The organism is Nonomuraea sp. NPDC003709 (assembly GCF_040610775.1).
Taxonomy (GTDB): domain Bacteria; phylum Actinomycetota; class Actinomycetes; order Streptosporangiales; family Streptosporangiaceae; genus Nonomuraea; species Nonomuraea angiospora_A.
Map to the genome: position 1 here is coordinate 23,283 of NZ_JBEXMW010000043.1, position 26,473 is coordinate 49,755.

The following is a 26,473-nucleotide window of genomic DNA, read 5'->3' on the forward strand; positions in this document are numbered from 1 at the left end:
ACGTAGCGGACATACCGTGATGACGGAGGTTGTAAACCATGACGCAGACCCTGCCGACCCGTACCGGCGCCCGTGATGAGCTGCGCGAACGCGTCTCGACCCGGCCTGCGCAGGCCCTCGTGCGGGCCGCCGCGCGGGGAGCGATCGGCTCCATGGCGATGTCCGGATTGCGGCAGTTCACGACGGCGATCGGCCTCGTGGCGAAGGTGCCGCCCGAGGCAGTGCTGGAGCGCACCGTCCCGCGGTTGTTCCGCCGGGTGCACCACCGGCGGCGACCCGCGATGGTAGAGCTGGCGCACTGGGGGTACGGTACGGCCGGAGGGGCGCTGTACGGGTTGCTGCCGTACCGGCTGCGCCGCCGCGCCTGGGCGGGACCTGCCTACGGCGTGGCGTTCTGGCTCGCCTTCGAGGCGGCCATCGCGCCCGCCCTCGGCCTGCCGCGTCATCCCCGCACCACGAGGGAGCGCCTGGCGCTGCTGGCCGACCACCTGCTGTACGGGGTCGTGGTCGGCGCCTCCCCGTGGCCTCACCGGGACGTGCCGGAAAGCCCCATGGAGCGCCCTATGGACTGACCGGGCCGAGCCGGTCCCGGGCGGCGGCGACGGCCACCTGGCCGAGGCTGATGCCGCCGTCGTTGGCCGGCACGCCGGAGTGGGTGAGCACCCGGAATCCGGCCCCGACCAGCCGGTCCACCGTGCGCCGCAGCAGCAGCAGGTTCTGGAAGACGCCGCCGGACAGCGCGACCGTCGTCAGCCCCGTCCCGTCGCGCAGCATCCGGCAGCAGCGCACGATGAGATCGCTCACGCCGTTGTGGAAGCGGGCGGAGATGACCGGCACGCCGACGCCCGCGGCCAGATCCGCCAGGGCGGCCCGTACCAGGTCCGAGCCCGCCACCACCAGCACGCCGCCGTCGCGCGAGACGGCCGCCGGGTAGCCGCCACGCTCGGCGGCGTCGGCGAGCTGCTCCAGCTCGATCGCGGCCTGCCCCTCGTACGTGATGGCGTCGCGCACGCCGAGCAGCGCCGCCACCGCGTCGAACAGCCGGCCCGCGCTGGACGTCAGCGGCGCGGCCGTCCCGCCGCGCCGGGCCAGCGCGCTCACCTGCCCCCACCGCCGCTCGTTGCGCCGGGCCACGGCCGACGTCTCGCCCTCGCCGTCCAGGTACGCGGCGGCCATCCGCCACGGCTGCCTGATCGCCGCGCTGCCGCCCGGCATCGGCACGGGCGCCAGATGTCCGGCCCGCTCGAACGCGACCAGGTCGGCCAGCAGGAACTCGCCGCCCCACAGGGTCCCGTCGAGCCCGTAGCCGAGCCCGTCGAACGCGACACCGATCACCCGGCCGTGCTCGCCGTTGTCGGCCAGGCAGGCGGCGACGTGCGCGTGGTGGTGCTGGACGGCGACCAGCTCCACGTCCGGCAGGCCCAGGGCGTGCTTGGTGGACAGGTACTCCGGGTGCAGGTCGTGGGCCACCACCTCGGGACGCACGTCGAACAGCGCGGCGAAATGCTCGATCCCCTCCACGTATGACCGGAAGGTCTCGTAGTCCTCCAGATCGCCGATGTGCGGGGAGACGAACGCGTGCCGCCCCTTCACCAGGCAGAAGGTGTTCTTCAGCTCGGCGCCGCAGCCGAGGATCCGCCTGGGTGCCTCCCAGGCCAGCGTGAACGGGCGCGGGGCGTGGCCGCGCGAACGCCGCACGGCCATCCCCTTCCCCCGGAAGGGCCGCACCACCGAGTCGTCGGCGCGCAGGTGGATCGGGCGGTCATGCGTGAGGAACGCGTCCGCGATGCCGCCGAGCCGTTCCAGGGCGTCGCGGTCGTCGTACGCGATCGGCTCGTCCGAGCGGTTGCCGCTGGTCAGCACGATCGGGGCGCCCAGGTCGGCGAGCAGCAGGTGGTGCAGCGGCGTGTACGGCAGCATCAGCCCGAGCTCGCGGCTCCCCGGCGCGACGGCCCCGGCCACCGCCGCGTCCGGGCGGCGCGGCAGCAGGACGACCGGCCGCGCGCGGTCGGTCAGGAGCGCGGCGCCGGCCTCGTCCACCTCGCACAGCCGCCGGGCCGCGGCCAGGTCGGCGATCATGACCGCGAACGGCTTGTCCTCGCGCTGCTTGCGCCGCCGCAGCTCGGCGGCGGCGTCCTCGTCGGCGGCCGGCACCGACAGGTGGTAGCCGCCGAGCCCCTTCACCGCCAGCACCCCGCCCCGCCGCAGCACCCGCACGGCCCCGGCCAGCGGGTCGCCCGCCGCGCCGACGAGCTCTGCCGGCGGGTCGCCCGCCGCGCCGACGAGCTCTGCCGGCGGCTCGCCCGCCGCACCGACGAGCCTGAGCGCGGGGCCGCAGGCCGGGCAGCAGATGGGCTGCGCGTGGAAGCGCCGGTCGGCCGGATCGTGGTACTCGGCCAGGCAGCCGTCGCACATGGCGAACCCCGCCATCGTGGTCAGGGGCCGGTCGTACGGCATCGTCCGTACGATCGTCAGCCGCGGCCCGCAGTTGACGCAGTTGACGAACGGGTAGCGGTAGCGCCGGTCGGCGGGGTCGGCCAGCTCCGCCAGGCAGTCGGCGCAGGTCGCGATGTCGGGCGACACCAGCGTGCGTGAGGCCCCCGACGGGTCGCTCGCGACGATCCGGAACCGGCCGTCGGCGCGCACCGCACGCGAGGTGACGGTCACCCGCTCGATCGCGGCCAGCGGGGGCGCGTCGCGCTCCAGCCGTACCAGGAACTCCGCGATCTCGCCGTGCCCGCCCTCCAGCTCGACGAAGACGCCGTGCGCGTCGTTGCCCACCCGGCCCGCCAGCCCGAGCCGCGTGGCCAGCCCGTGCACGAACGGCCGGAACCCCACTCCCTGAACGACGCCCTCGACCCGGACCCGCACCCCCATCGGGCCAGTCTGCAACGAGAACGGCCCCGACTGAATCACCCCGTCGGCGAGGCGCGGATCGCTCATGCGGGAAGGACGTCGTCGAACTCCACGTAGAGGTGCCGGGGCCCGCGCAGCCCCGGGTTCGGCCGGTACGGCGGCGGGTCGGCGACCAGGCGCGGATTGACCAGCCGCCGCGCGAGCTCGCCCAGCGCGAGCTGCGTCTCCAGCCGCGCCAGCGGGGCCCCGAAGCAGTAGTGGATGCCGCTGCCGAAGCCGAGGTGCTGGTTGTCCTGCCGGTCGGGGTCGAAACGGTCGGGATCGGGGAAACGCGCGGGATCACGGCTGCCGGCGGCGAGCACGAGGCTGATGATGGCGCCTTTCGGGATCGTCGTGCCCGCGATGTCGATGTCGGCCAGCGCGGAGCGGCGCAGGCTGAGCAGCTGCACCGGCGGCTCGAAGCGGAGCAGCTCCTCGACCGTGCCGACGACCAGGTCGGGCTCGTGGCGCAGCCGGTCCAGCACGCGGGGGTTGCGCAGCAGGGTGAGCATGCCGTTGGTGACGAGGTTGACGGTGGTCTCGTGGCCGGCGACGAGCAGCGTCGCGGCGGCGCTCAGCAGCTCCTCCAGCCGCAGGTCGATGGCCAGGTCGGTGACGATGGCCGAGAGCAGGTCGTCGCCCGGCCGCCGCCGGTGGGCGTCCGTCAGCTCCTTCATGTACGTGCCGAGCTCCGTCCTGACCTCCATGTTCCGCCGCTCCCGCTCGGCGACGGTCCCGGTCGTCGGGTCGATGGTCTCGATGATGGCCTGCGACCACCGGTGGAAGCGGGGCTCGTCCTCGCGGGGCACGCCCAGCAGGTCGCAGATCACCGTGACCGGCAACGGATAGGCGAAGTCCTCGACGATGTCGACCCGGGTCATTCCGGCGAACCGGTCGATCAGGTCCGTGACGATCCGCATCATCCGGGGTTCCATGCCGTCGACCCGGCCGGGGGAGTGGGGCGGCCCGAAGTGCCGCATCATCATGGAGCGGATCCGGTCGTGGTCCGGCGGGTCGGTCCTGATGAAGGACGACGGCAGCGCCGTCCCCGACTCCTGCTCGGCGGCGATGTCGGGAATGTTGCGGACGTCGGAGCTGACGCGCGGGTCGTGCAGCAGCGCGACGATCTCCCGGTAGCCGCTGACCGCGTAGCTGCCGTCCGCCTGCCGCGCCACCGGGGTCCTGCGGAGCTCGGCGTAGAGCGGGTACGGATCGGCGCGGTTGGCGTAGTCGAGGATCTGCTCGTAGACGCTTGCCCCTGCCACTTCCTCTGCCACTGTGACGGCTCCCTGATGTGCTTGCTCGGTGTGGTTCACTGCCGCCGCTGCAGCGTCACGCGGCGCTCGTCCGGGTTGTGGCCGGTCAGCACCACGGTCGCGCCGTAGGTGGGGGAGATCCGCTGCGGTACGTCGGCCGGCATGACCTGGAGGCCGTCGGGCTGCCCGACCATGCCGGGGCCGGGCGGGAACGGCGCGGCCCGCTCGATCTGCGCCTGGTAGAAGTCGAGCCACATCGCCTGGTCGAAGGCGACGGCGGCCGTGATGCGGCCCCGGTTGCCGTAGACGGCGACGAACCGGCGATCGGCGACCGAGCCCTGCGCGATGACGACCTCGTCGGCGAAGGTCGGCACGCCGACGGACTTGATGTTGACGCCGAACTGGGCGGACCAGAAGACCGGCAGGGACACGTGCGGCCAGCGGTCGCTCTCGGCGCTGATCATGTTGTGCGCCGCGACCTGGGCCTGGGTCACCGCGTTGCCCCAGTGTTCGAGGGACAGGAACTGGTACTCGTACACCGGGTGCGGGAAGCGCGCCACGTCGCCGGCGACGAAGACGTTGTCGGTGACCAGGGCGTTGACGTCGAACGCGCGGCAGCCTGCGTCGCAGGCGACTCCCCACACCCCGGCCGCCAGCCCCGAGCCCTCCAGCCATTCGACGTTGCGCTCCGCGCCGAGCGCGGCCACCGCCACGTCCACGTCGAGCGTGGTGCCGTCGGACAGGCGGGCGCGGCGCAGGCGACCGTCCCCGTCCCCTTCGAGCGCCTCGACGGTGACCCCGCAGCGCAGGTCCACGCCGTGGTCGCGCTGCATGTCCGCCGCGATCGCCCCGATCGTCCCGCCCAGCGCGCCCGACAGCGGCGCCTTCCCGCGCTCGGTGACGGTGACGCCCAGGCCCAGTTCGCGGCAGACGGAGGCGATCTCCGACCCGGTGAAGCCGGCGCCGATGATCAGCACGCGGCGAGGGCCCGCGGTCAGCCGCTCCCGCAGCCGGGCCGCGTCCTCGTTGGTACGCAGCACGAACACCCCGTCGAGGGCGGCCTCCGCCGCGTTCGGCCAGGGCCGGGCGCGTGCTCCCGTGGCGATCAGCAGGCGGTCGAAGTCCACCTTCCGGCCGTCCGCGAGGTGCACCTGCCTGGCCGCCAGGTCCAGGCCGGTCGCCGCCTGCCCCAGCAGCCATTCGGCCTCGAACTCGGCCCGCCGGGGCAGCGCGGTGTCGTCGGCGGCCACCTGCCCGGTCAGGACCTGCTTGGACAGCGGCGGCCGGTCGTACGGCTCGTACGGCTCCGCGCTGATCAGGGTCAGCGACCCGGCGTAGCCCTCCCTGCGCAACGTCGTCGCCGCCCGCAGCCCGGCCAGCGAGGCGCCCACGATGACGACGCGGCCGACCTCCACAGGCCTCTTCCCGTTCACCGGCCTGGGCGGGGCGGCCTTGGCGGGCCTTCCGAGCGTGTGGACCTGGTCGACCACCAGGGCCTGGACCGGGCAGGCCGCGGCGGCGCGCAGGACGCGGGTGCGCTCCGAGTCGTCCGGGTGGAGCTCGTACATGAGGGCTTCGGAACGGCGCATCGCGAAGACATCCGGCGCGAGGAAGGCGCACTGCCCGTAGCCCTCGCAACGGGTGAGATCAACGACGACTCTCATCTGGTTCGCCCTCTTCGACACGTAGTGTGGCGATTACTGTGAGTAATCATGGGTGGCATACCCATTGCGGTCATAGCCACACCAACCGCCCCGCGGGTCAGCGGGAGGCTGTCAGCGCCAGCACGTCCGCGAGCTGGCGCGGCGTCGGCAGGATGCGCAGGGACTCGTCGATCTCGCGTTCCGCCCACGCGCGGTGCCGCCGCTCGGCCCCCGGGTCCAGCGCGACGCGGGTCTGGACCAGCAGGAAGTTCAGCCGGGTCGCCAGCAGCATCGAGAAGTCGGCCGCCTCCGTGATGCGCCCCGGCCCGCCGTCGCGCACGTAGGCCTCGTACATGGCCCGCATGGCGTCGAGGTCCGCGTCCGGGCCGTCGCAGAACCAGTCGAACAGCGCCCTGGCCAGCTCCCGCCCCGGCGCGGCCGGGCCGAGGTTGTCCCAGTCGACGACCACCAGGGCGCCCGCGGGGTCGGCCAGGACGTTCTCCGGGTGCAGGTCGCGGTGGCAGACGATCAGCTCGGCGGGATCGGCCGGCGCGACCGCCGCGCACAGCTCGGGCAGCGTGGCCAGCCGCTCGGCCAGCCGCCCGGCCCATTCCTGCGCGGCCGGTTGCCCGGCCGCGTCCGCCGGCTCCCATTCCTGTTCGGCCGGGACCTGGTGATACTCCGGCCGCGCCCATTCCCGCTCGGCGGGGACCTGGTGGTACCAGGCGGCGGGTGGCCCGCCGTCCGCCTCCGCCGTCGCGGCGGGAGCGCATCGGTGCAGGCGCGCCAGCAGCGTTCCGAGCTCCCGCGGCGTGGCCCGCGCCGCGAGATCGACCGGGCGCAGGTCGATCCAGTCGTAAAGGCGCAGCCACGGCCCGCCACCGGGCGCGCTGAGCAGGTGGCGGCCCTCGCGGTCGGGCCGACCGGCCGGCAGCCGCACTCCCGCCTCGGCCGCCCGCCGCGCGAACGCCAACTCCGCCTCGATCAACGCCTCCGACGGCGGCTCGCCGAAGATCTCCTTCAGCGCGTAGCGCGCCGGGTCCACCTCCAGCCGCCAGATCTGCCCCAGCGCGCCGCGCGGCCCGGCCGACACCACGACGTCGTCATCCCACCCGAACGCCTCTCGCACGTACGCGACCAGCTCCGTGACCACGCTCATCCCTCCGCGGTGAGATCCACGCGTTCGAGTATGAACCGCCACAGCGGCGTTCACTCCACTGTCATCCGCATATGTCATGATCCACGGGTTCTCACGGATCTTGTGACAGGAGAAGGATGACTGCATTAGCGCGCCGCGCGCTCCGCGCCGCTCTCGCGGGCGGCCTGGCCGCGGCCGTGGCGATCTGGCCGGTGGCGGCACCCGCGGAGGCGGCCGTGCCCGCCGCCGTGTCGGTGGACTTCACCAAGCCGGTTCGTACGCTGTCCGCCGGCGACTACGGCGTCGGCATCACCGGGTACGGCGAGGGCTCTTACATCACGAAGGACTCCCGGCACCGCGAAAACCTGCGCAACCTCAAAGCGGGCCGGATGCGCATAGAGCTGCACTACCAGGAGCCGGGCAACCGCTCCAGCCCGATCGTGTGCGGCGGGTACAAATGCGACACGACCATCACGGGCGACGCCTGGATCGCGGCCATCCGCGACCTGGGTGCCGAGCCGGTCGTCATCCTCCAGGTGGACGGCCGTCAGACCGCCGAGGTGAACCGGGACGACGCGGTCGCCCTCTACCGGCACTTCGCCGCCTCGGGCACGCCGGTGCGCCGCTTCATTCTGGGCAACGAACTCAACTGCACCTGCACCCCAGAAAAGCCGGAAATGTCGGCATCTGAGTACAGCCGGCGCTTCAACCTGATCACCGACGCCCTCGATGCCGTGGACTCCGCGGTCCGCGTCGGCGGCCCCGCCACGGCCTGGAACGACCTGTCGTACATCAGGACGTTCCTGGAGGGCTCACGGGACCGGGTCGACTTCCTCGACTACCACGACTACGGCAACGGCACGGACCCGATCAGCGACGAGGACCTGCTGGGCGCCGCCATCCGTAGCTACGAGACGGACCTGAAGGAGGTCGGCGCGCTGGCCGAGTCCGTGCTCGGCCGCAAGATCGACCTCCAGATCGGCGAGTTCAACTCCGACTTCGACGACCCCGACGGCCACCGTACGCTGACCCACTTCAACACGCTCTGGGGCGCGGCGGCGCTGGGCCGGATCCTGCACGCCGGAGCCGCCGCCTACCAGTACGGCGACAAGAACGGCCAGCTCGGCCTGACCAGCACGAAGGGTGAGGGCGGCATCCCGCGCAGCGAGCCGCTGCCCATCTACCACGGCATCGGCATGTTCACCGGCGAGGGCCTGTTCCGCCCGTTCGGCACGACCATGGTGCAGGCGACGGCCGACACCGACCAGCTGTACGCGTTCGCCTCGGACGGGTCCAAGAACGTCGTCCTGGTCAACGTCGGCGCCCAGCCGCTGGAGACCAGGCTCGCGTTCACCGGCCTGACGGCGGGCACGGCCGCGATCTGGCAGAGCACCTCCGACGCGTGGGCCCCGCACCGCACCGGCACGGCCGCCGTCGCGGGCGGCGCCGCGGCGCTCACGCTCCCCGCGCGCTCGGCCACCACCCTGGTCATCGACCAGCAGGGCCTGTCGGCGACCTACTTCGACAACGCCGACCTGACCGCGCCCAAGCTGACCCGGATCGACCCGGCGGTGGACTTCGACTGGGGCGCGAACGCCCCCGACCCGGCCGTGTCCGCCGACACGTTCAGCGTGCGGTGGACCGGCAAGGTGATCGCCGAGCGCGCCGAGACGTACACGTTCATCACCACGAGCGACGACGGCGTGCGGCTCTGGGTGGACGGCACGCTCCTCGTGGACAACTGGACGGACCACTCCAAGCGCGACGACAGCGGCCAGATCGCGCTGAGCGCCGGGGCGCACGACATCAAGATGGAGTTCTACGACAGCGGCTACGACGCCATCGCCCAGCTCCACTGGTCCAGCCCCACCGTACAGCGGCAGATCATCCCCACGGCGAACCTGCTCGCCGGCTGAGCCCTGAGCCCGCCGGCCAGGAGGCTCAGGTGGCCAGCACCCTGGTGAGAGCCTCCTGGACGGCGGCGCGGACCGTGGCGGGATCGTCGAGGTCGAAGCCGACCACGAGCCCGTCCCTGAGCAGCAGGACGATGTCGGCGGTCCGCTCCGGGTCGGGGTGACCGTCGGCGGCCAGGAGGTCGCGGTAGAGGTCGCGGACCCAGTGGCGATATTCGCTGATGGCCTGCCGTACGGGGTGGGCGGGGTCGGGATACTCGGCCGCCGTGTTGACGAACGGGCAGCCGCGATAGCTGGTGCCCGCGCCGAACTCGCACATGTAGGCGAACATCTCCAGCAGCTTCTCGCGCGGCGAGGTGGCCCGCAGGGTCGTGACCAGGGTGCGCTGCAGCGAGGTCTGGTGGACCACGTAGGCGCGGACGAGGTCGTCCTTGCCCGGGAAGTGGTGGTAGAAGGTCGCCTTGGCGACGCCCGCCTCGGCGATGATCCGGTCGATCCCGACCGTGTGGACGCCGTCCGTGTAGAACAGGCGCGTCGCGGTCTCGAGGACGCGCTCGCGCGCCGGGCTGGGGCGACGGCCCTCCAACGTTTCTGCGCTCACGAGTTGACGGTACCAGACAGACCTGTCTATTCTCATGCCTAGCGGCAGACAGACAGGTCTGTCTAACGAAGGGCAATGACATGAGCATCTACACCGCCATCGCCACCTCCGCCGGACGCGACGCCCGCGCGGTCTCCTCGGACGGAAAGCTGGACGTCAAGCTGGCCATGCAGAAGGAGTTGGGCGGCGACGGCGAGGGCACCAACCCCGAGCAGCTTTTCGCCGCCGGCTACGCCGCCTGCTTCGCCTCGGCGATGCGGCTGGTGGGCGCGCAGCAGAAGCTCGACGTCTCGGACGCGTCGGTCACGGCCGAGATCGGCCTGTCGCCCAACGGCAAGGGCGGCTTCCAGCTCGAGGCCACGCTCCGGGTCGAGCTGCCCGACTCCATCGCGCCGGAGGCGGCCAGGGAGCTCGTCGAGGCCACCCACCAGGTGTGCCCCTACTCCAACGCCACCCGCGGCAACATCCCCGTCAACCTGGTCATCGAGTAGCGGGGTCGTCGGGGCGGCCGGTGACGGCCTCGATCTCCTCGGCGATCTTCCACAGCGGCGTGCGGCGGGTGGTGAGGACGACCATGACCTCGTCCGCGGCGGCCTCGGCCTCGAGGCCGTCCACCCAGGGGCCGAGGGCCCTGGTCACCTCCGAGATCGCCGCCGCGAGCCGCGCGCGTACGTCCCCGTGGCCGGCGGAGCGCAGCCAGCCGCGCAGCACGTGGTTGTGCGCGGCCACCACGGCGGCGGAGGCGACCTCGTGGCGCAGCCGGAACTCCGGCCTGTCGTCCTTCGCGCGGCGGCCGTTCATGTAGCCGACGAAGGCCCGCTGGTAGCGGCTGGTGGCGGCGATCTCCCACTCGCGCAGCGCCGGCACCCGACGCGTCAGCTCGTACCGCTTGACGGCGGTCTCCGGGTCCTCGGCGTACATGTCCAGGACGATCCCGGCGGCGTCCGCGATCACGAGAAGCGGCGAGCGCAGCGGGGAGGCCGACTCCAGGAACTCCGTCACCCGCCCCAGGCACGCGTCGTGGTCGGGGAGGATCGCGTCCTCCTTCGTGCGGAAGTGCCGGAAGAACGTCCGCCTGGCCACTCCGGCGGCCTTGGCGATCTCGTCCACCGTGGTCGCGTCGAACCCGGCCTCGAGCGACATGCTGATGGCCGCGGACATCAACTCCCGGCGCGCGTCTCGCCTCGCGGACATCTGCTCCCTTCCATCCGCCAACGGGGGCTTCACCGTACACCTGCTCTGGCGTCATGTCACTCAGTGCCTTATCTTAAGTCACTGAGTGCCTGTCCTTGAGTTGGGAGAAGCGTATGAGCCTGGCCGGCCACCTGCACGACGTGGCGGAGGAGTACCCCATGCTCCGCGAGGCGATCAGGGCCCTCGCCGAGGAGAAGATCGCCCCGCAGGCCGCCGCCGCGGACGAGAGCGAGGAGTTCCCCTGGGAGGTCTACAAGGACCTCGTGGCGGCCGACTTCCACGCCGTACACATCCCTGAGCAGTACGGGGGCGCCGGGGCGGACGCGCTGGCCACGGTGATCGTCATCGAGGAGGTGGCGCGGGCGTGCGCCTCGTCCTCGCTCATCCCGGCCGTCAACAAGCTCGGCACGGTCCCGCTCCTACTGTCGGCGTCGGAGGAGCTCAAGTCCCGTTACCTGTCCTCGGTGGCCAGTGGCGAGGCCATGTTCTCGTACGCGCTGAGCGAGCCGGAGGCGGGCTCGGACGCGGCGGCGATGAAGACCCGGGCGGTCCGGGACGGCGACGACTACGTCCTCAACGGCACCAAGATGTGGATCACCAACGCCGGCGTGTCCGAGTACTACACGGTCATGGCGGTGACGGACCCCTCGGCCGGCGGGCGCGGCATCTCCGCCTTCGTCGTGGAGAAGTCCGACGAGGGCGTCTCCTTCGGCCCCAAGGAGAAGAAGCTCGGCATCAAGGCCTCACCGACTCGCCAGGTGATCCTGGAGGACGTCCGCATCCCGGCCTGGCGCATGATCGGCGAGCCGGGCACCGGCTTCAAGACCGCCCTTGCCACCCTCGACCACACCCGCGTCACCATCGCCGCCCAGGCCCTCGGCATCGCCCAGGGCGCCCTCGACTACGCGATCGGCTACGTCAAGGAACGCCGCCAGTTCGGCCGCCCGATCGCCGACTTCCAGGGCCTGCAGTTCATGATCGCCGACATGGCCATGAAACTGGAGGCGGCCCGGCAGCTCACGTACACGGCCGCGGGCATGTCCGAGACGGCCATGCGCGGCACTCCGGTGAAGGAGCTGACCTTCTTCTCCAGCGCGGCCAAGTGCGCGGCCTCGGACGCCGCCATGGAGATCACCACGGACGCCGTCCAACTGCTCGGGGGGTACGGCTACACGCGGGACTATCCGGTCGAGCGGATGATGCGCGACGCCAAGATCACCCAGATCTACGAGGGCACCAACCAGATCCAGCGCCTGGTGATGGCCCGCCAGCTCCTCAAGTAGGCAGTCAACGTGCGGGAACCCGGTTAAGTGATCACGCGCGGAGCCGGGTCGCGCACGTAGGCGGTGCCGCTCGGAAGAGCGGTTTGGGGTCACGGGGGCAGGCCGTCCGGAGAGGGCTGGACAGGGCTTGTGCGGGTAGCGTCCTGGATATGGGCGGCATCGGCCCCGCCTGGGAGATCGTGTACGACGGCTTCGATCTCGGTCGAGAGGGGCTGAGGGAGGCGTTGTGCACGCTCGGCAACGGCAGGTTCGCCACCCGGGGCGCCACCCCAGACGGCGAGTCGCGCACGCCGGGCACGTACGTGGCGGGCTGCTACGACCGCCTCGACTCCGAGGTCGCCGGACGCACCGTGACCAACGAGGACATCGTCAACCTGCCCGACTGGCTGCCGCTGACGTTCGCCACCCCGGGGTGCGAGTGGTTCCGGCCCGAGCGGGCCGCGCTGCCGGCCTACCGGCATGAGCTCGATCTGTGGCATGGCGTGCTGGCGCGCGAGCTGCGCTGGCGCGATGGCGAGGACCGGGTCACGCGGGTACGGCAGCGTCGCCTCGTGTCGATGGCAGGCCCGTACCTGGCTGCCCTGGAGACCACGTTCACCACCGAGAACTGGTGGGGGCCGATACGCGTGCGCGCAAGGCCCGCTGGGACGACATCGGCCGCCGCCTGCGGGTGGACTTCCACGACGGCGTGATCAGCCAGTTCACCGGCTACGGAGACCTGCTGGAGCTCGACTGGGAGCGCTACCGCGGCGTCCGGCGCCTGGACCGGGCGCTGGAGGCCGACGGCGACGACGTCAACCGCTACAAGGCCTCCAAACAGGCGGACGCCCTCATGCTCTGCTACCTCCTGACCGGCGACGAGCTGACCGGCCTCCTGCGAATGGCTGGGTTACCCGGTCGACCACGGGCTGATCTCCCGTACCGTCTCCTACTACCTGGCCCGCACCAGCCACGGCTCGCCACTCAGCGCGGTCGTGCACGCCTGGGTGCTGGCACGCTCGAACAGGGCACAGTCCTGGAGATTCTTCACCGAGGCCTCTTCAGCGACATCAAGGACGTCCAGGGCGGCACCACCGCGGAGGGCATCCACCTGGGCGCGATGGGCGGCACCCTTGACCTCCTGCAACGCTGTTACCTGGGATTGGAGTCGCGGCCGGACGGGCTGCGGCTGGACCCGCTGCTGCCCGGCCGGCTCGGCGTACTGTCCATGCCGATCCGCTACCGCGGGCGCCAGATCTTCATCGACGCCGACCACCATGAGGCACGCGTGAACGGCACCGCGCGCCGTACCTATACGGGAGGAGAAACGATCACGAGTGGCGCCGGAGATCTCGGAAGCCGCGACCAGGACCGCCCGCCCGGGCACGGCCCCGTCATGGCCAACCCGACGATGGAGGCGCTGGACCCGGAGGATTGCCTGCGGCCCGATGGACCAGGACCTGCGTTCGGGGCTGGAAGGGGTGGACATCGAGATCGCGTTCGAGGTCGACAAGATCGATGAGGTCAACCGCGAAGGGTGGAGCGTTTTGATGCAGGGGCCTGGGCTCCGGCTGGCTTGAGGTGGAGACATGCGGCGGCTCGGCGCGCTGGACGCGCAATTTCGAGACCGCCACCAACGTCGGCGGACTGGCCGGGCTGAACGGTGGGCCCAGCCGGAGGTGCCGGTCGTTTGCGGGAGCTACGGCCCAACCGCCGTTGAGCGCCTCCACCGGAGCATGCGTACCAGCCGAATCGCCTCTATCGGTGCTCGGGGTTGTCGAAGTCGAAGCGGCATCCGGCGTCCCATTCCGAGCGCTGGTTGCCGTGGGCCGGGATGCCGCCGGCGTCCTTGAGCATGCGTGCCAGGTGCAGCAGGTTCCAGGTCATGAAGGTGGTGTTGCGGTTGGTGAAGTCGTTCTCCGGCCCACCCGAGCCCGGGTCGAGGTAGGACGGTCCGGGTCCGGCGGCGCCCACCCAGCCGGCATCGGCCTGCGGCGGGATGGTGTAGCCCAGATGCTGCAGGCTGTAGAGCACGTTCATGGCGCAGTGCTTGACGCCGTCCTCGTTGCCCGTGATCAGGCAGCCGCCCACCCGCCCGTAGTAGGCGTACTGGCCGGCCCGGTTGAGCAGGCTGGAGCAGGCGTACAGCCGTTCGATGATCTTCTTGGTCACCGAACTGTTGTCGCCCAGCCAGATCGGCCCGGCGATGACCAGGATGTCGGCGGCGAGCACCCGCTGGTAGAGGGCGGGCCACTCGTCGCTCTCCCAGCCGTGCTCGGTCATGTCCGGCCACACACCGGTGGCGATGTCGTGGTCGATCGCCCGCAACTGCTCGACGCTTACACCCTGCGTGTCCATGATGTGCGCGCTGAGATCGATCAGGCCCTGGGTATGGCTGCGCTCGGGGCTCTTCTTGAGGGTGCAGTTGATGAACAGCGCCCGCAGATCGTCATACCGGGCAGGCGCTCCGTTGACTGTCATCATGACGGTTCCCTTCGATACGGGCCAGGTGCCTCCGCGGGCAGTTTCGGACCGTACCTGCTCTTCGGCCAGCAGGCTCGCCGCGTTGCGGTAGCTGCGGGACGAGGCGATGGACGGCTGCGCCGTCTGGCTCACCCGGTCGCCCACCCGAACCAGTCACCGACGTGCGGGCCACGGCACACTCGAACCAGCGGGCGGTCTCCAACAAACCCGGCGCCGTGGGACTGCGCTCCGAGAAGGCGCTTCCGGGCCATGTGCCGCAGCTCGTTGCCGTGATGCGTGAAGGGCATCGGCTCACGCCTGCCGAGCCGCCGGCCGAAGTGTCGAAGCGGTGCGCCGCCGCTCTGACCCGGCTTCCCGAAGCCGCCCGCGCACTGCATGACCCCGTTCCACCCCCGGTGCGTCAGAGCCCCTCCCTCACCCGGGTGTGCACGCAGGTGCGAGCAGCGCTCGCCGCGGTGTGAAGCACCGCCACATCCGCGATCAGGGCCGGTGGGCGCCGCGGCCGCACGGCGACTCCGTCGGCCCGGTCGTTCGTCGTCCCTAGGCTGATCACTCCTTCGGCTGGGTGGCGCCCTCGATGGGGATGTGCCGTCCCTCTGGCCTGGATACCTCCATGTCCTATCGGGTTTTTGAGGCTTGGCCCTGGGTGCCGAGGTCTGTTCGGCCCGCCGTCGGAAGGAATGCCGCACGTTTGCCCGGGAGACGGCTCAGCGGGCCTTCCTCAGTGGGCTGCCGGGCGGCCGAGGGCCGAACGGGACCAGCGGGTGACCGTCTGGTACACCGCCCCGATGCCCTGCCTACGATCTGTCCCGGTTTGCGGTTCATCGCCGGCGTCGGCGAACCACTCAACAAAAGAGGGTCAGCGGCCAGGTTGATCGTCACTACGGCGGCGGACCACGGCGACCGGGCACTGAGCGTGGTGCAGCACGCCGTGGCTGACGGAGCCGAGCACCGCTATCCCACGCCCGCGATTGCCCACCACGAGCAGGTCCGCGTCTTTGGACGCCTCAGTGAGCGCCGCGACCGGATGTACGGAGGTGATATCCGCGATCGCGTCGACCTCAGGGTGTTTGGCCCGCCAAGGGGTGAGCCGATCGTGGACGAAGTCGTACTGGGCTCGTTGCAGCCGGTCCAGGTCGAGCGAGACCGCGTGAAGGGGGACGGCGTAGGCGTAGAGGACGTGCAGCGGCACTCCGCGCAGGGACGCTTCGTTGAAGGCGTGGGCCAGGGCGGACTCTGAGGAGTCGGTCTCGTCCAGACCTACCACGAGCCGCCCATGGTCAGCCGCGATCGAGCGTACGACGACGATCGTGCCGTGGGCGTGGCCCGCCAATCGCAGGCTCACCGAGCCGAGCAACGCGCTGGCGAATCTACTCCGGCCGCGCGAGCCGACCACCAGTTCAGCGGCCGGCTCCGCCTGCGCCCGCAGCTCGGCCACCGGCGATCCGATCTTCACCTTGGTGGCGACCTCGATGCCGGGCCAGCGGGCCATGACAGCCTGGGCCTTCTTCTCCAGCATGGCCTCGGCGGCCTCCCTGAGGCCGTCCAGCAGGCCAGGGATCGGGAAACGTGGAAGTTCGTAGGAGCCGTGTTCGATCACATGTACGAGCTCAAGCCGGAGCCTTTTGCGCGTGGCATCGGCGGCAGCCCAAGCGATGGCGGTGTCGGCGCCCGGCGAGTCGTCAGTCCCCACGACGATGACGTCGTTCATGGTTGCGCCTTTCGCTAGCCGTTGAGGACGTCGTACGGGCCTTCTGCCCGAAGCGTGGCAAAACCACGGCAAAGATCCTCAAGGCCGGCCGTTCACCCGGAGTCGTCCGCCTTCGGTGAGCTGAGGCCAGATCTCCCTTGTGAACAGGAGGTCCAAGGGCCCGCTGAGGTCGGGTCATATGCCCCTGTCGTGAACCGTTGCCTCCGCCGGAGGCTGAAGGATAGGGGGAGGTGCGTGATGAGGCGCGCGAGTCAGTGGGTGTTGCTTCGAGTGCGCCGGTACTGGCTGGGACGGAATCCGCTGCGTCGTCGCTCCGATCGGCTGGAAGCGGCAGCTGTGGCTGCCACGTTGATTCTGCTGCTGTTCAGCGTCTGGCCGGCCGTCGTCGTGGGGCGGTCGGTCTATGAGAGAGGACTGCAGGCCGAGCGAGCCGGCCAGGGCATCCGCCAGTCAGTGACGGCGACTCTGGCCCGGGATGCGCCGTACACCCTTCCTACCGGAAGTGGCGAGGATGGCGCGGAGCCGGGATCACACGCTCCCGCGCGGTGGATGGCTCCGTCCGGTCACTGGAAGATGGGCGAGGTGGCCGTGCCCGCGGGCACCAGAGCGGGTACGTCCGTAAAGGTATGGATCGACGGTCACGGCGAGTTGACCACTCCTCCGACGAGCCACGCGGAAACACTGACGGGCGCCACGGTCGCGGCCTTCCTGGTCGTCGTGGGATCAGCGGCTACCCTGTCGTTGGCCTTCCGGGCCTTCAGGGGGTTGCTCGACAGAGGGCGGTACGCGGCGTGGGACGCCTCCTGGGCGGAGGCGTGCGCGCGGTGGCGCCGCCACAAACCTGACGGGTAGCCCGTTACGTTTCACTCGGCGTACAGCGAGAGTCGAAGATCAGGTTTTGTCCGCCACGGCGATCACGACCAGCGGGCCCTTGTCGCACTGGACGAGGCATGGCTGACCGATCCGAAGAACGCGCTGACGTACGGCGATCCCGCTCGAGATCGGAGAGAACGATGTGGAAGTCCTCTCCGGAAAGCCCAGATCGGCGGGTGCCTTACCGTCCCTGAGGCGTTCCCGGCCGACCCGGGCTTGGGCCGCGGCGGTAGGGCCATTGGTCCTCAAAGAGAAGGACTTCCGTCCCTAGCGAGACGAACCGGACGGCGGGAGGTTGGTTTTAGGCCTGTGAGACGAGCGAGGGAGTCCGACCTGAGAGCCTCGATGGAGGATCAATGGAAGGGCTGAGAGGTCGGAAAGCCGAAAGACCGACCGGCGACCCCTAGCCACCTGATCCGGACCATACCGGCGAAGGGAGAGCGCCTCACAGGTCTTTGTCGTGTGCAGCCCGGGGAACTCTGACCACCGGCTCCATTGAGTAAAGCAACGACCCCCGAAGGTGTTCAGTCGGCTCGGACACGTGGCCGTACGATGGCGACCGGGCAGGATGCGTAGTGCAGGATACCGTGGCTGACCGAGCCGAGCATGGCTGAGCGGATCACCCCCGACCCCGCGAGCCCACAGCGCTGCGATGGGATTTCCACGGAAGCCCGACTCGGTCACCTCTATGCGGGGATACCGCTTCGCCCATGGCGACAGAACGTCATGAACATGCTTTTGCCGCGCTTGGGCGATGAATTCGAGATCGGGCGGGGAGCTCGCGACCACCCTGCTCGACGGTTGATCCCAAGCATGTACGACCCACAGCCGGGCCCCGCGGGCCTGCGCCTCCTCGAAGGCGTAATCGATGGCCGGGTGCACGGCGTCCTCGGGGTCCAGACCGGCCACGATCTTGCCCTGCACCACGCTGGGTGTGCCGCGGACCACGATCATTGCCCCGGGCGCGTGCCCGGCAAGGCCCAGCCCCACCGAGCTCATCAGGAGCCCGGCGAACCAGCCCAGCCCGCGGCTGCCCACCACGATGGCCGCGCCCTCGCCGGCCTGCGCGCGCAACAGGTCGGTGGTGTCCCCGTAGAGCAGTTCGGTGCTCACGTGGAGGTGGTCGTGGGACTCGGCCGCCAGAGCGGCGGCCTCTGCCAGCAGCCGTCCGCCGCCCACAGCACCGCGGCCAGCGCTCCCCGGGAACCGTCCACCCCTACGATGATCGGCTCGGACATGCGATCAACCTCCCCCGGCCGTCCCGGTGGGTTGCAACACGGTACGCACGTCCCGAGGGAGCCGGTCGAGCACATGCGTAACCGACACCTCCGAGAGTTCCCCGCACAGGAATTCCGTGACAGTGGCAGCGAACTGGGGCACATCCCTGAGCGCGACGCGGGCTGAGCGTGCGAAGTACTCGATGAACTCCTCCCGGCCCCTGCGGATCGGCACGCGACTGGGATCCCAGCCGGCGTAGTACACCCCACGGAGCAGATCGGGCAGTTGCGCGGCCAAGTGGGCCGCGCTGTCCACGGTCAAACCGTCCCTGACCGCGTGCAGCCAGCCCTTCAACACCCGCTGGGCGAAGTCCCGGTCCTCGGTGCCGATCGCGTCAGCCAGATCGCCCAGCCATCGGTTGGTGGTCTGGACAGTGTGCTCGATGCTCTGTACTCGTGTGTGCGGCATTGTTCCCTCCCTGTGCGTGCCCGCCGCCACAGAACCTTCAGGTCCGGGCAAGTACGTCGTCCAGCGGCTCATCACGCTGGAGCCGTCCGATGGAATCGGCCGGTAGCGAGGCCACCGAGCACACCCCAAGCCGCATCGGTGGCGTAGGCGGCCGGGCAACGGTGTCGGTGACCAGCACTCGATGGATCCCGGCACGATCGAGACGCTCCGCCGCTGCCTCCACGAACAAGCCGTGAGTCGCGGCCACGACGATCTCCGGCGCCGCGCCGTGGGCGGATCGAGCACGATCAGGCGCCACGTCCTGACCGAAGCAAGCGCCTGGAACCGCTCCGCCGTCACCCGGGGCCGGCTCGCTGCAGAGTCATCGCTGTCCACCACCCCGCTGGCAGCGGAGTATCAGACCGGCGTGTCAGTCGAGTGCGTAAACGCGATGAACGAACTCGGCAAGCTTGTTGTCGGGCAGTTCTTTCGCGAGATCGGCCTCGCTGATGATGCCGGCAAGGCGGTGACTTTCGATCACGGGCAGGCGCTTGACGTGGTTCTGCTCCATCTTGAACAGCGCCTCCTCGAGGCTGGCATCGGCGTCCACCCATACCAGCCCACGAGCCAGTTCCCCGGCGGTGGTCTGGTCGATGTCCCCGCCGTGGGCGCAGCACTGGACCACGATGTCCCGGTCAGTGACGATGCCCTTGAGCCGGTCATCGTCCCCGCAGATGGGCAGCGCGCCGACGCCGAGATCGCACATCATCTGCGAGGCGACGCGCAAACTCTCGTGTTCGCCGATGCACTGGACCCCCTCGTGCATCACGTCCCGGGCTTTCGCTCCGGTTTCGCCTATATCCATCGCTCGCCTCCCCAAGAGGGTACGAAGCGCTCTCATCTGCCCCTACCCGTGCTGGTCCCAGCATGGGCAGGCGTGCCGCCGGAAGATGTAAAAATCGTTCGACGAACTCTGGGGTGTCTCATGCGTTCACGTGCTCGACCCTCGCATCGGGCCCTGGGAACACCAGGGTGTCGTGCTCTGGGTCGAACCAGTGCACCATGTAAGGCGGCGAGCCGTCCGTGTGCTCCACCTCGGTGATGACGCCGACCCGGCGCGGATCACTTTCGTGACGGCCCTCGATGACCAGCTTGTCTCCAACGACAGCCTTCATCATGCACCTCCGTTGGTCCTCTCCCCTCAAGGGACGCTCTTCCCACATTCGGCATGCCGACTCCGGAGGCAGGACCCGAGCGTCGGCCGGCGGTCACACGTCAAGGGTGACCGTGCACATCCATTGGTCCCCGCGCTGCTCGAAAGCCAGCCGGTGCAGGGTGACCGCCTTGGGAACCGCCCCGGTCTGCGCCATCGTCCCGACCTCTGCCGTCGCCAGCAGCAGCCAGTCCTCCACCGGTGTGGCGCGGATGGGAACCTGACCGGTGGTGTCCATCCGGTAGATCACCTCATCGAGCGCGGCGACGAGCCGGTCCTCCGGGCGGCCCGGCACGAGGTGCACGCGCTGCTCGGCGCACGCGACCCCACCTGCCGTGTCCAGGAAGCTGCCGCTCATGGCGAGGACCGCCTCGGCGATGCACTCCATGACCGTCGGCGCCCAGGCCTGGATGCGGGTGTCGGCCGTGTGCGGCAGCGTACGATGCCCGCGGGTCATCTCTCACCCCTTGACCACGCCCAGCGGCACCAGCCTGGCCACCTTGCGGCACAATCCCGCGCACTCGGCGGCGGTCACCACCTCGTCGACGTCCTTGTACGCGGCCGGGGTCTCCTCGGCCAGGCCGCGCCAGGTGGAGCCGCGCACCGCGATGCCGCGGGCCTCCAGCCGATCGCGCAGTTCACGGCCGCTGATGGAGCGCGCCGCCCGGTGGCGGCTCTGGGTACGGCCCGCGCCGTGGCAGGTGGAATGGAACGCCTCGCCGCCGGGGACGCCGACCAGCACGTACGACGCCGTGCCCATGGTCCCGGGAATCAGCACCGGCTGCCCGACGGCCGCCAGGTCGGCGGGCAGATCTGGATGGCCGGGCGGCAGGGCGAGGGTGGCGCCCTTGCGGTGCACGCACAGCAGCCTGCCGTCGTGCTTCTCGATCTTGGCGAGATTGTGCGAGACGTCGTACACCAGCTCCAGTTCCGCGCCTGTGACCTCGGCGAACGCGCGCCTCACCGCCTGGCCGAGCAGCTGACGGTTGGCCCGGCCATAGTTGGCGGCAGCGGCCATCGCCCCCAGGTACGCCCGGCCCTGGGGCGAGCCGACCGGCGCGCAGGCGAGCTGCCGATCCGGAACCTCGATGCCATATCGGGGCATGGCCACCTCCATCGCGCGGACGTGGTCGGTGCAGATCTGGTGCCCGAGCCCGCGCGATCCGCAGTGGATCATCACGCACACCTGGCCGGCGCGCAGCCCGAAGGCGGCTGCCGCCTTCTCGTCGTAGACCTGGTCGACCGCCTGCACTTCCAGGAAGTGGTTGCCCGAGCCCAGGCTGCCCACCTGACCCTGGCCGCGTTCCATGGCCCGCGTGCTCACGTGAGAGGCATCGGCGTCGGCGACCGCTCCGCGGTCCTCGCAGCGCTCCAGATCGCGGGCGACGCCGTGGCCCTGCTCGACGGCGTAGCGGGCGCCGCCGTACAGGATGTTCTCGAGCCGGGCACGGCCGGGCGACTGCCAGACCGCGTCCCTGCTCGGGCCCCGCGGGATCGTGACGTCGAGGAGATCCATCAGCCGGTCGCGGCGCAGCCCTTCACTGTCCACGTCCGCGGCCAGCAGCCGCACCCCACAGGAGATGTCGAACCCGACCCCACCAGGCGAGACGACACCACCCGCTGCCACATCGGTGGCCGCCACGCCGCCGATCGGGAAGCCGTACCCCCAGTGGAGGTCGGGCATCCCGTACGAGGCGCCGACGATCTCTGGCAGGGTCGCCACGTTGATCACCTGCTGGAGCGCCTCGTCTTCAGGCAGCAGTGCGCGGGAGGTGAACACGATTCCGGGCACTCGCATGGCCCCATGCCTGTCGACGCGGAATCGATGGGAGGTTTCCTCGACGAGCTCCATCCGGGCTCCTCATGAGGGTCTGGAGACGAAACCGGTCAGACCCGCGGAGCGAGTGACTCCCTCGCCCGCCTCGCGGGCAATGTCCATCCTCCCTCCCGCCGGCTGATCCCCTCAGGGGCGAAAGACCTTTAACCCCGGCCCGTTCGGCCTGATCTGGTCGGCGCAGACGGCTCGGTGTGGGCCATACCGAGGCTGGGCGGCGCTTCTCGACGCAGACGCCCTGACGCCCCGCTCCTTCTCGAGCGAGCTGGGGCAGGACTTGTGGCCGGCCGTGGCACCACCGCGACGTGAGGGCCGTCAGGTGTTGCTGATGAGGCCGCCTGCCGTGCCTTGGCGAGCGGCTGCCCGACTCTAGACAGGCTAACGGTGTTAGCTTACGCTCTCGATATCAGCTAACACCGTTAGCCATTGCGAAGGGGGACGTCATGAGCGTTGAGGCCATGCGGGGCCGGGGATGGGGCGCGTGGGTGCGCTGGGCGGGGTGGGTGCTGCTCGCCGGATTCCTCGGAGCGTTCGCCGTGTTCGAGTCGGCGAAGTACGGGCTGACGACCACGGCGGCGGCGGTGGCGTTCTTCCTGCTGCCGGATCTGTCCGGCAAGGTCGCGGGCGGGCGGCGCTGGATCGTCGCGGTCGCGAACTCCGGCTGGATTCCGGTCGTGATCCTGGTCGGCTACTCCCTCTCACCGATCGCCTGGCCGCCGCTGTTCACCGCCGGGCTCGGCTGGGCGACGCGGCTCGTAGTCGGACGGGTGGTGCGGCGTGGTTGAGCGCCGCGAGCAGATCGTCGCGGCCGCGTTGGAGCTGCTGGAGGCCGACGGCCGCGAGGCGATGTCCATGCGGAGCATCGCCGAGCGCGTCGGCATCCGGGCGCCGTCGCTCTACAAGCACTTTCCCGACAAGGCGGCCGTCGAGCTGGAGCTGACCGTGATCGGGCTGACCGAGATGACCGAGGCGCTCGAGGCCGCCGAGCCCGGGCTGCTGCCCTGCGCACGCGCCTACCGGAGCTTCGCATTGGCGCGGCCGCACCTCTACCGGCTGACAACCACCAATCCGCTGCCGCGGCTGTTGCTGCCCGAAGGACTCGAGGACCGGGCCGCCGGTCCCATCCTGCGCGCCATGCACGGCCGCGCGGATCTGGCCCGCGCGGTGTGGGCGTTCGCGCACGGGATGGTGATGCTCGAACTCGACGGCCGGTTTCCGCCCGGAGCCGACCTGGAACCCGCCTGGACCGCGGGTTGCACGACCTTCCAATGAGACATCGGGGGAGGCAGCCGCGATCCACGCGTCACCGTTGAGGACTCCTGCTGTTCACCACCGACTCCGGCAGGAGGTAGCCGCCTTGCGGACTCAGTGTGGAAGCGGCTACGAAACATGTCAAGATGCAGGCGAATCGGTTCGATTGGGCGGTCGGCGCCCAGGAGGCCGGTGCGCTGGTGCGTCCTGGTCATGCCACGCCGCCACCGGATGAACGTTTCATCAGCTCGCCCGCCGTGACAGTGCGACCGCGCCCGGTCAGCTCTGATCGGCCCGCTTCGGCACGCGGCGGAAGAGAGCGAGCCCTTGACGGATCTTCTCGCGTCATGTTTGCTCCGCCACACCACCTCCTCAGCAGGCCGGTGTGGAAGGAGTCCCGGATTGGCCAAAGCGATGTTAACGCTAACAACGGTATCGGGAGCCGCCGCCGGCATGCCGAAGGGGACAGTACCCGACCGTGCCCACCGTGGGCCGGTTACGGCGACCACTCAGCACGATCCCAAGTCGCCGATCCATCAAAAGGAGGTCCTCGTGTCCACAACAAGTGGGCCGGAGCGCAACTGCGTTAGCGCGAACATTGCTACTCGATTCGACCCGCTTCCTGACCGCCGCGAGGGATTGAGCATGCGTACGTGGGGACGATGGTGCGCCGCCGCGCTGATGGCCGTGGCCTTGGTGGTGGCGGGTACGGCGATGGGGACGGGGGTAGCCAGCGCGGAGTCCAACGGCGGGGTGCGGGTCATGCCGCTGGGCGACTCGATCACCGAGGGCACGCAGGTGCCGGGCGGGTACCGGATCGGGTTATGGCAGCGCCTGGCCGCCGGCCGCTACACGGTCGACTTCGTCGGGTCGCAGTTCAACGGGCCGGGCAGCCTGGGCGATCACGATCATGAGGGCCATCCCGGGTGGCGGATCGACCAGATCGACGCGAACATCACCGGCTGGCTGCGTACGTACACACCGCGCACGGTGCTGCTGCACATCGGTACCAACGATGTCCTGCAGAACTACAACGTGGCCGGTGCCCCGCAGCGGCTGTCCACGCTGATCGACCACATCACCACAGCCGTGCCCGACGCGGACGTCTTCGTCGCCACCATCATCCCGCTGTCCAACTCCGGCCAGGAGTCGGCCGCCCGCACCTTCAATGCGGCGATCCCCGGCATCGTCCAGAGCAAGGTGAACAGCGGCAAACGTGTCCACCTGGTCGACATGCACAGCAAGTTGACCACCTCCGACCTGATCGACGGCATCCACCCCACCGCCGGTGGTTACGACAAGATGGCCGCCGCCTGGTACGGCGCGCTTCAATCGGTATCGGGCAGCATCGGCCAGCCGGGGAGCGGCACCCCTGGTGCGGGCGCGATCAAGGGTGTGGGGTCGGGCAGGTGTCTTGATGTCTCCGGCGCCTCGCAGGCGAACGGCGCGCAGGCGCAGATCTGGGACTGCAACGGCCAGGCCAACCAGCAGTGGACGCCGACCGCGAGCGGTGAGCTGCGGGTCTACGGCGGCAAGTGTCTGGACGTTTACGGCGCCGGCACCGCCGACGGCGCCAACGTCATCATCTGGGACTGCAACGGCCAGGCCAACCAGCAGTGGCGCTTCAACTCCGACGGCACCATCACCGCCGTGGGCGCGAACAAGTGCCTGGACGTGCCGAACTACTCCACCGCCAACGGCGTGAAACTCCAGATCTGGTCCTGCGGCGGCGCCGCCAACCAGCGCTGGACCCGCTCTTGACGCATGACATCCCGGTGGATCGCCCGGAGATCTCCCCCGACACCCCGGTAGGTAGAGGAATCAGATGCGCAGAATCCTTGGCTTAGCAGTGGCGGCGGTACTCGCGGCCGGCTCCGTCGTCGCGATCGGCAGTGAGACGTCGCCGGCCGCCGCGCTGGACAACGGCCTGGCCCGTACGCCCCAGATGGGCTGGAACGACTGGAACAGCTTCGGCTGCAACGTCAACGACTCCCTGATCCGTCAGACGGCTGACGCCATGGTCTCCAGCGGCATGGCGGCGGCAGGCTACACCTACGTCAACATCGACGACTGCTGGTCCACCAAGAACCGCAACTCCAACGGTGACCTGGTGCCGGATCCGCAGAAGTTCCCCAACGGCATCAAGGCCGTGGCCGACTACATCCACTCCAAGGGGCTCAAGCTCGGCATCTACTCCTCGGCCGGAACCACGACGTGCGCGGGGTACCCGGCCAGCCTGGGCAACGAGCGACGGGACGCGGCCCTGTGGGCGTCCTGGGGGATCGACTACCTGAAGTACGACAACTGCGGTGATCACCGGGGCCAGAACGGGCAGCAGCGGTACACGGCCATGCGGGACGCGCTGGCCGCCACCGGGCGTCCGATCGTGTACAGCCTGTGCAACTGGGGCCAGGAGAGCGTGTGGACCTGGGGGATGCCGGTAGGCAACTCCTGGCGCAACACCGGCGACATCGCGGCCAACTGGAACTCGATCATGGGCATCCTGGACCAGCAGGTCGGGCTCGACGCGTACGCGGGCCCCGGCGGGTGGAACGACCCGGACATGCTGGAGGTGGGCGTCGGCGGGGTGACGGGGACCGAGGGCCGCGCGCACTTCAGCCTGTGGTCGCTGCTGAACTCGCCGCTCATCGCCGGAAACGACATCCGTACGATGAGCGCCGACACGCGTACGATCCTCACCAACACCGAGGTCATCGCGGTCAACCAGGACTGGGGCGGCAGACAGGGCCACAAGATCAGCGACAACGGCAACCTGGAAGTCTGGCGCAAGCCGATGTCGAACGGCTCGGTCGCGGTCGTTCTGCTCAACCGGGGCACCTCGACCTCGACGGTCTCCACCACCGCCGCCGCCCTGGGGCTGGGGTCCGCGTCCTCCTACTCGGTGCGCGACCTGTGGGCGCACACGACGTCCTCCTCGTCCGGGACGATCAGCGCGTCGGTCCCCGGACACGGGGCGTCCATGTACGTCGTGACCGGCGGGGGCATCGTCACGCCTCCGCCCACGGGTGCGATCAAGGGCGTGGGGTCGGGCAGGTGTCTTGATGTCTCGCAGGCGAACGGCGCGCAGGCGCAGATCTGGGACTGCAACGGCCAGGCCGGCCAGCAGTGGACGGCGACCGCGAGCGGTGAGCTGCGAGTCTACGGAGGTAAGTGTCTGGATGTGTACAACCGGGGCACCGCCGATGGCACCAACGTCATCATCTGGGACTGCAACGGCCAGACCAACCAGCAGTGGCGCGTCAACTCCGACGGCACCATCACCGCCGTCGGGGCGAACAAGTGTCTTGACGTGCCGAACAACGCCACCGCCAACGGCACCAAGCTGACCATCTGGTCGTGCAACGGCGGCGCCAACCAACGCTGGACCCGCGCCTGAGCCTGGCGAACGCGCCCAGGCCACAACGCACGATCTGTCCCCCACGTCAACCGGCGGAGCACCGTCCACTCCGTCGACCGACGGCCCTGCGCAGCGACCTGCCGCACCACCGGCCTGTGGTCCGGCGGCTACCAGGGCGAGGG

The 26,473-nt window shown here is 70.1% G+C and carries 26 protein-coding genes, 2 pseudogenes and 1 riboswitch; of the genes and pseudogenes, 12 read left to right on the plus strand and 16 right to left on the minus strand.

From position 1 onward, the window contains the following. The first annotated feature begins 38 nt into the window (after positions 1-38). The gene (locus tag ABZX61_RS61160) at positions 39-572 is read left to right on the plus strand and encodes a hypothetical protein (protein WP_355211290.1); all 534 of its coding nucleotides are present in this window, start codon (positions 39-41) and stop codon (positions 570-572) included. Here the strand turns inward: ABZX61_RS61160 and hypF are convergent. The 4 genes from hypF to ABZX61_RS61180 all read right to left on the minus strand — a co-directional run bounded on the left by hypF (position 562) and on the right by ABZX61_RS61180 (position 6,953). After that, the gene (gene hypF / locus ABZX61_RS61165) at positions 562-2,943 is read right to left on the minus strand and encodes a carbamoyltransferase HypF (protein ID WP_355211293.1); all 2,382 of its coding nucleotides are present in this window, start codon (positions 2,941-2,943) and stop codon (positions 562-564) included. The two genes, ABZX61_RS61160 and hypF, sit on opposite strands and share 11 nt — an antisense overlap. Then, positions 2,940-4,172 (minus strand): cytochrome P450, encoded by a 1,233-nt coding sequence (locus ABZX61_RS61170; protein WP_355211296.1) that lies wholly within the window; start codon positions 4,170-4,172, stop codon positions 2,940-2,942. The genes hypF and ABZX61_RS61170 overlap by 4 nt, the downstream gene beginning before the upstream one ends. A gap of 35 nt (positions 4,173-4,207) precedes the next feature. Next, positions 4,208-5,815: an FAD-dependent oxidoreductase gene (locus tag ABZX61_RS61175; protein ID WP_355211299.1), complete on the minus strand. Its 1,608-nt coding sequence runs from the start codon at positions 5,813-5,815 to the stop codon at positions 4,208-4,210. Positions 5,816-5,912: 97 nt separating this feature from the next. Beyond that, on the minus strand, positions 5,913-6,953 hold the full coding sequence (locus tag ABZX61_RS61180; RefSeq protein WP_355211302.1) for an aminoglycoside phosphotransferase family protein: 1,041 nt from the start codon (positions 6,951-6,953) through the stop codon (positions 5,913-5,915). Between the two features lie 116 nt (positions 6,954-7,069). Here ABZX61_RS61180 and ABZX61_RS61185 point away from each other — a divergent pair, with 116 nt between their 5' ends. After that, positions 7,070-8,848, plus strand: coding sequence for a PA14 domain-containing protein (locus tag ABZX61_RS61185; RefSeq protein ID WP_355211305.1), 1,779 nt, complete (start codon positions 7,070-7,072; stop codon positions 8,846-8,848). Positions 8,849-8,873: 25 nt separating this feature from the next. Here the strand turns inward: ABZX61_RS61185 and ABZX61_RS61190 are convergent, their stop codons facing one another. Next, a complete protein-coding gene (locus ABZX61_RS61190; RefSeq protein WP_355211308.1) occupies positions 8,874-9,446 on the minus strand; it encodes a TetR/AcrR family transcriptional regulator in 573 nt (190 codons plus the stop codon). An 80-nt stretch (positions 9,447-9,526) separates the two neighbouring features. Between ABZX61_RS61190 and ABZX61_RS61195 the strand changes: the two genes are divergently transcribed. Then, entirely contained in the window at positions 9,527-9,937 is a 411-nt protein-coding gene (locus ABZX61_RS61195) for an organic hydroperoxide resistance protein (RefSeq protein ID WP_192785113.1), read from the plus strand. On the opposite strand, the gene ABZX61_RS61200 is transcribed toward ABZX61_RS61195, so the two are convergent. After that, entirely contained in the window at positions 9,927-10,640 is a 714-nt protein-coding gene (locus ABZX61_RS61200; protein WP_355211311.1) for a TetR family transcriptional regulator, read from the minus strand. The two genes, ABZX61_RS61195 and ABZX61_RS61200, sit on opposite strands and share 11 nt — an antisense overlap. A gap of 113 nt (positions 10,641-10,753) precedes the next feature. Here ABZX61_RS61200 and ABZX61_RS61205 point away from each other — a divergent pair, with 113 nt between their 5' ends. From ABZX61_RS61205 to ABZX61_RS61225, 5 genes and pseudogenes are all read left to right on the plus strand, one after another. Beyond that, positions 10,754-11,923 carry an acyl-CoA dehydrogenase family protein gene (locus tag ABZX61_RS61205; protein WP_355211314.1) on the plus strand — a complete coding sequence of 390 codons (1,170 nt, stop codon included), beginning with the start codon at positions 10,754-10,756 and terminating at the stop codon, positions 11,921-11,923. 149 nt (positions 11,924-12,072) lie between these two features. Then, positions 12,073-12,615, plus strand: a complete 543-nt coding sequence (locus tag ABZX61_RS61210; RefSeq protein WP_355211317.1) for a hypothetical protein — start codon at positions 12,073-12,075, stop codon at positions 12,613-12,615. Beyond that, a pseudogene (locus ABZX61_RS61215) lies at positions 12,612-12,710 on the plus strand (hypothetical protein); the annotation flags it as partial. The gene ABZX61_RS61210 and the pseudogene ABZX61_RS61215, both read left to right, overlap by 4 nt. A 148-nt stretch (positions 12,711-12,858) precedes the next feature. Then, positions 12,859-13,194 carry a hypothetical protein gene (locus tag ABZX61_RS61220; RefSeq protein ID WP_355211399.1) on the plus strand — a complete coding sequence of 112 codons (336 nt, stop codon included), beginning with the start codon at positions 12,859-12,861 and terminating at the stop codon, positions 13,192-13,194. Then, a complete protein-coding gene (locus ABZX61_RS61225; protein ID WP_355211402.1) occupies positions 13,125-13,424 on the plus strand; it encodes a hypothetical protein in 300 nt (99 codons plus the stop codon). Before ABZX61_RS61220 ends, ABZX61_RS61225 begins: the two co-directional genes overlap by 70 nt. A gap of 236 nt (positions 13,425-13,660) precedes the next feature. Here the strand turns inward: ABZX61_RS61225 and ABZX61_RS61230 are convergent, their stop codons facing one another. From ABZX61_RS61230 to ABZX61_RS61275, 10 genes and pseudogenes are all read right to left on the minus strand, one after another. Then, complete coding sequence (locus ABZX61_RS61230; protein WP_355211319.1) at positions 13,661-14,386, minus strand: flavodoxin family protein; 726 nt, start codon at positions 14,384-14,386, stop codon at positions 13,661-13,663. An 859-nt stretch (positions 14,387-15,245) separates the two neighbouring features. Continuing rightward, entirely contained in the window at positions 15,246-16,097 is an 852-nt protein-coding gene (locus tag ABZX61_RS61235; RefSeq protein ID WP_355211322.1) for a universal stress protein, read from the minus strand. Positions 16,098-17,280: 1,183 nt separating this feature from the next. Continuing rightward, a riboswitch (TPP riboswitch) is annotated at positions 17,281-17,425 on the plus strand. 69 nt (positions 17,426-17,494) lie between these two features. Beyond that, positions 17,495-17,635 carry a universal stress protein gene (locus tag ABZX61_RS61240; protein WP_355211324.1) on the minus strand — a complete coding sequence of 47 codons (141 nt, stop codon included), beginning with the start codon at positions 17,633-17,635 and terminating at the stop codon, positions 17,495-17,497. A 79-nt stretch (positions 17,636-17,714) separates the two neighbouring features. Beyond that, positions 17,715-18,083: pseudogene (locus tag ABZX61_RS61245) on the minus strand (universal stress protein); the annotation flags it as partial. Beyond that, positions 18,080-18,208 carry a hypothetical protein gene (locus ABZX61_RS61250; RefSeq protein ID WP_355211327.1) on the minus strand — a complete coding sequence of 43 codons (129 nt, stop codon included), beginning with the start codon at positions 18,206-18,208 and terminating at the stop codon, positions 18,080-18,082. The pseudogene ABZX61_RS61245 and the gene ABZX61_RS61250, both read right to left, overlap by 4 nt. 4 nt (positions 18,209-18,212) lie before the next feature. Next, positions 18,213-18,656, minus strand: a complete 444-nt coding sequence (locus tag ABZX61_RS61255) for a DUF2267 domain-containing protein (protein WP_355211329.1) — start codon at positions 18,654-18,656, stop codon at positions 18,213-18,215. Positions 18,657-19,065: 409 nt separating this feature from the next. After that, on the minus strand, positions 19,066-19,500 hold the full coding sequence (locus tag ABZX61_RS61260; protein WP_355211332.1) for a CBS domain-containing protein: 435 nt from the start codon (positions 19,498-19,500) through the stop codon (positions 19,066-19,068). A 118-nt stretch (positions 19,501-19,618) separates the two neighbouring features. Continuing rightward, positions 19,619-19,813, minus strand: coding sequence for a DUF1918 domain-containing protein (locus tag ABZX61_RS61265; protein ID WP_350737729.1), 195 nt, complete (start codon positions 19,811-19,813; stop codon positions 19,619-19,621). A gap of 90 nt (positions 19,814-19,903) precedes the next feature. Further along, complete coding sequence (locus ABZX61_RS61270) at positions 19,904-20,305, minus strand: archease (RefSeq protein WP_355211335.1); 402 nt, start codon at positions 20,303-20,305, stop codon at positions 19,904-19,906. A 3-nt stretch (positions 20,306-20,308) separates the two neighbouring features. After that, on the minus strand, positions 20,309-21,646 hold the full coding sequence (locus ABZX61_RS61275) for an RtcB family protein (protein WP_355211338.1): 1,338 nt from the start codon (positions 21,644-21,646) through the stop codon (positions 20,309-20,311). Between the two features lie 479 nt (positions 21,647-22,125). Here ABZX61_RS61275 and ABZX61_RS61280 point away from each other — a divergent pair, with 479 nt between their 5' ends. The 4 genes from ABZX61_RS61280 (at position 22,126) to ABZX61_RS61295 (ending at position 26,330) form a co-directional block, all read left to right on the plus strand. Further along, the gene (locus ABZX61_RS61280) at positions 22,126-22,467 is read left to right on the plus strand and encodes a hypothetical protein (protein WP_355211340.1); all 342 of its coding nucleotides are present in this window, start codon (positions 22,126-22,128) and stop codon (positions 22,465-22,467) included. Further along, the gene (locus ABZX61_RS61285) at positions 22,460-22,954 is read left to right on the plus strand and encodes a TetR/AcrR family transcriptional regulator (protein ID WP_350737718.1); all 495 of its coding nucleotides are present in this window, start codon (positions 22,460-22,462) and stop codon (positions 22,952-22,954) included. Before ABZX61_RS61280 ends, ABZX61_RS61285 begins: the two co-directional genes overlap by 8 nt. Before the next feature lie 624 nt (positions 22,955-23,578). After that, the gene (locus ABZX61_RS61290; protein WP_355211343.1) at positions 23,579-24,694 is read left to right on the plus strand and encodes a lectin; all 1,116 of its coding nucleotides are present in this window, start codon (positions 23,579-23,581) and stop codon (positions 24,692-24,694) included. Between the two features lie 64 nt (positions 24,695-24,758). Further along, positions 24,759-26,330, plus strand: a complete 1,572-nt coding sequence (locus ABZX61_RS61295; protein ID WP_355211345.1) for a ricin-type beta-trefoil lectin domain protein — start codon at positions 24,759-24,761, stop codon at positions 26,328-26,330. Positions 26,331-26,473: the final 143 nt, after the last annotated feature.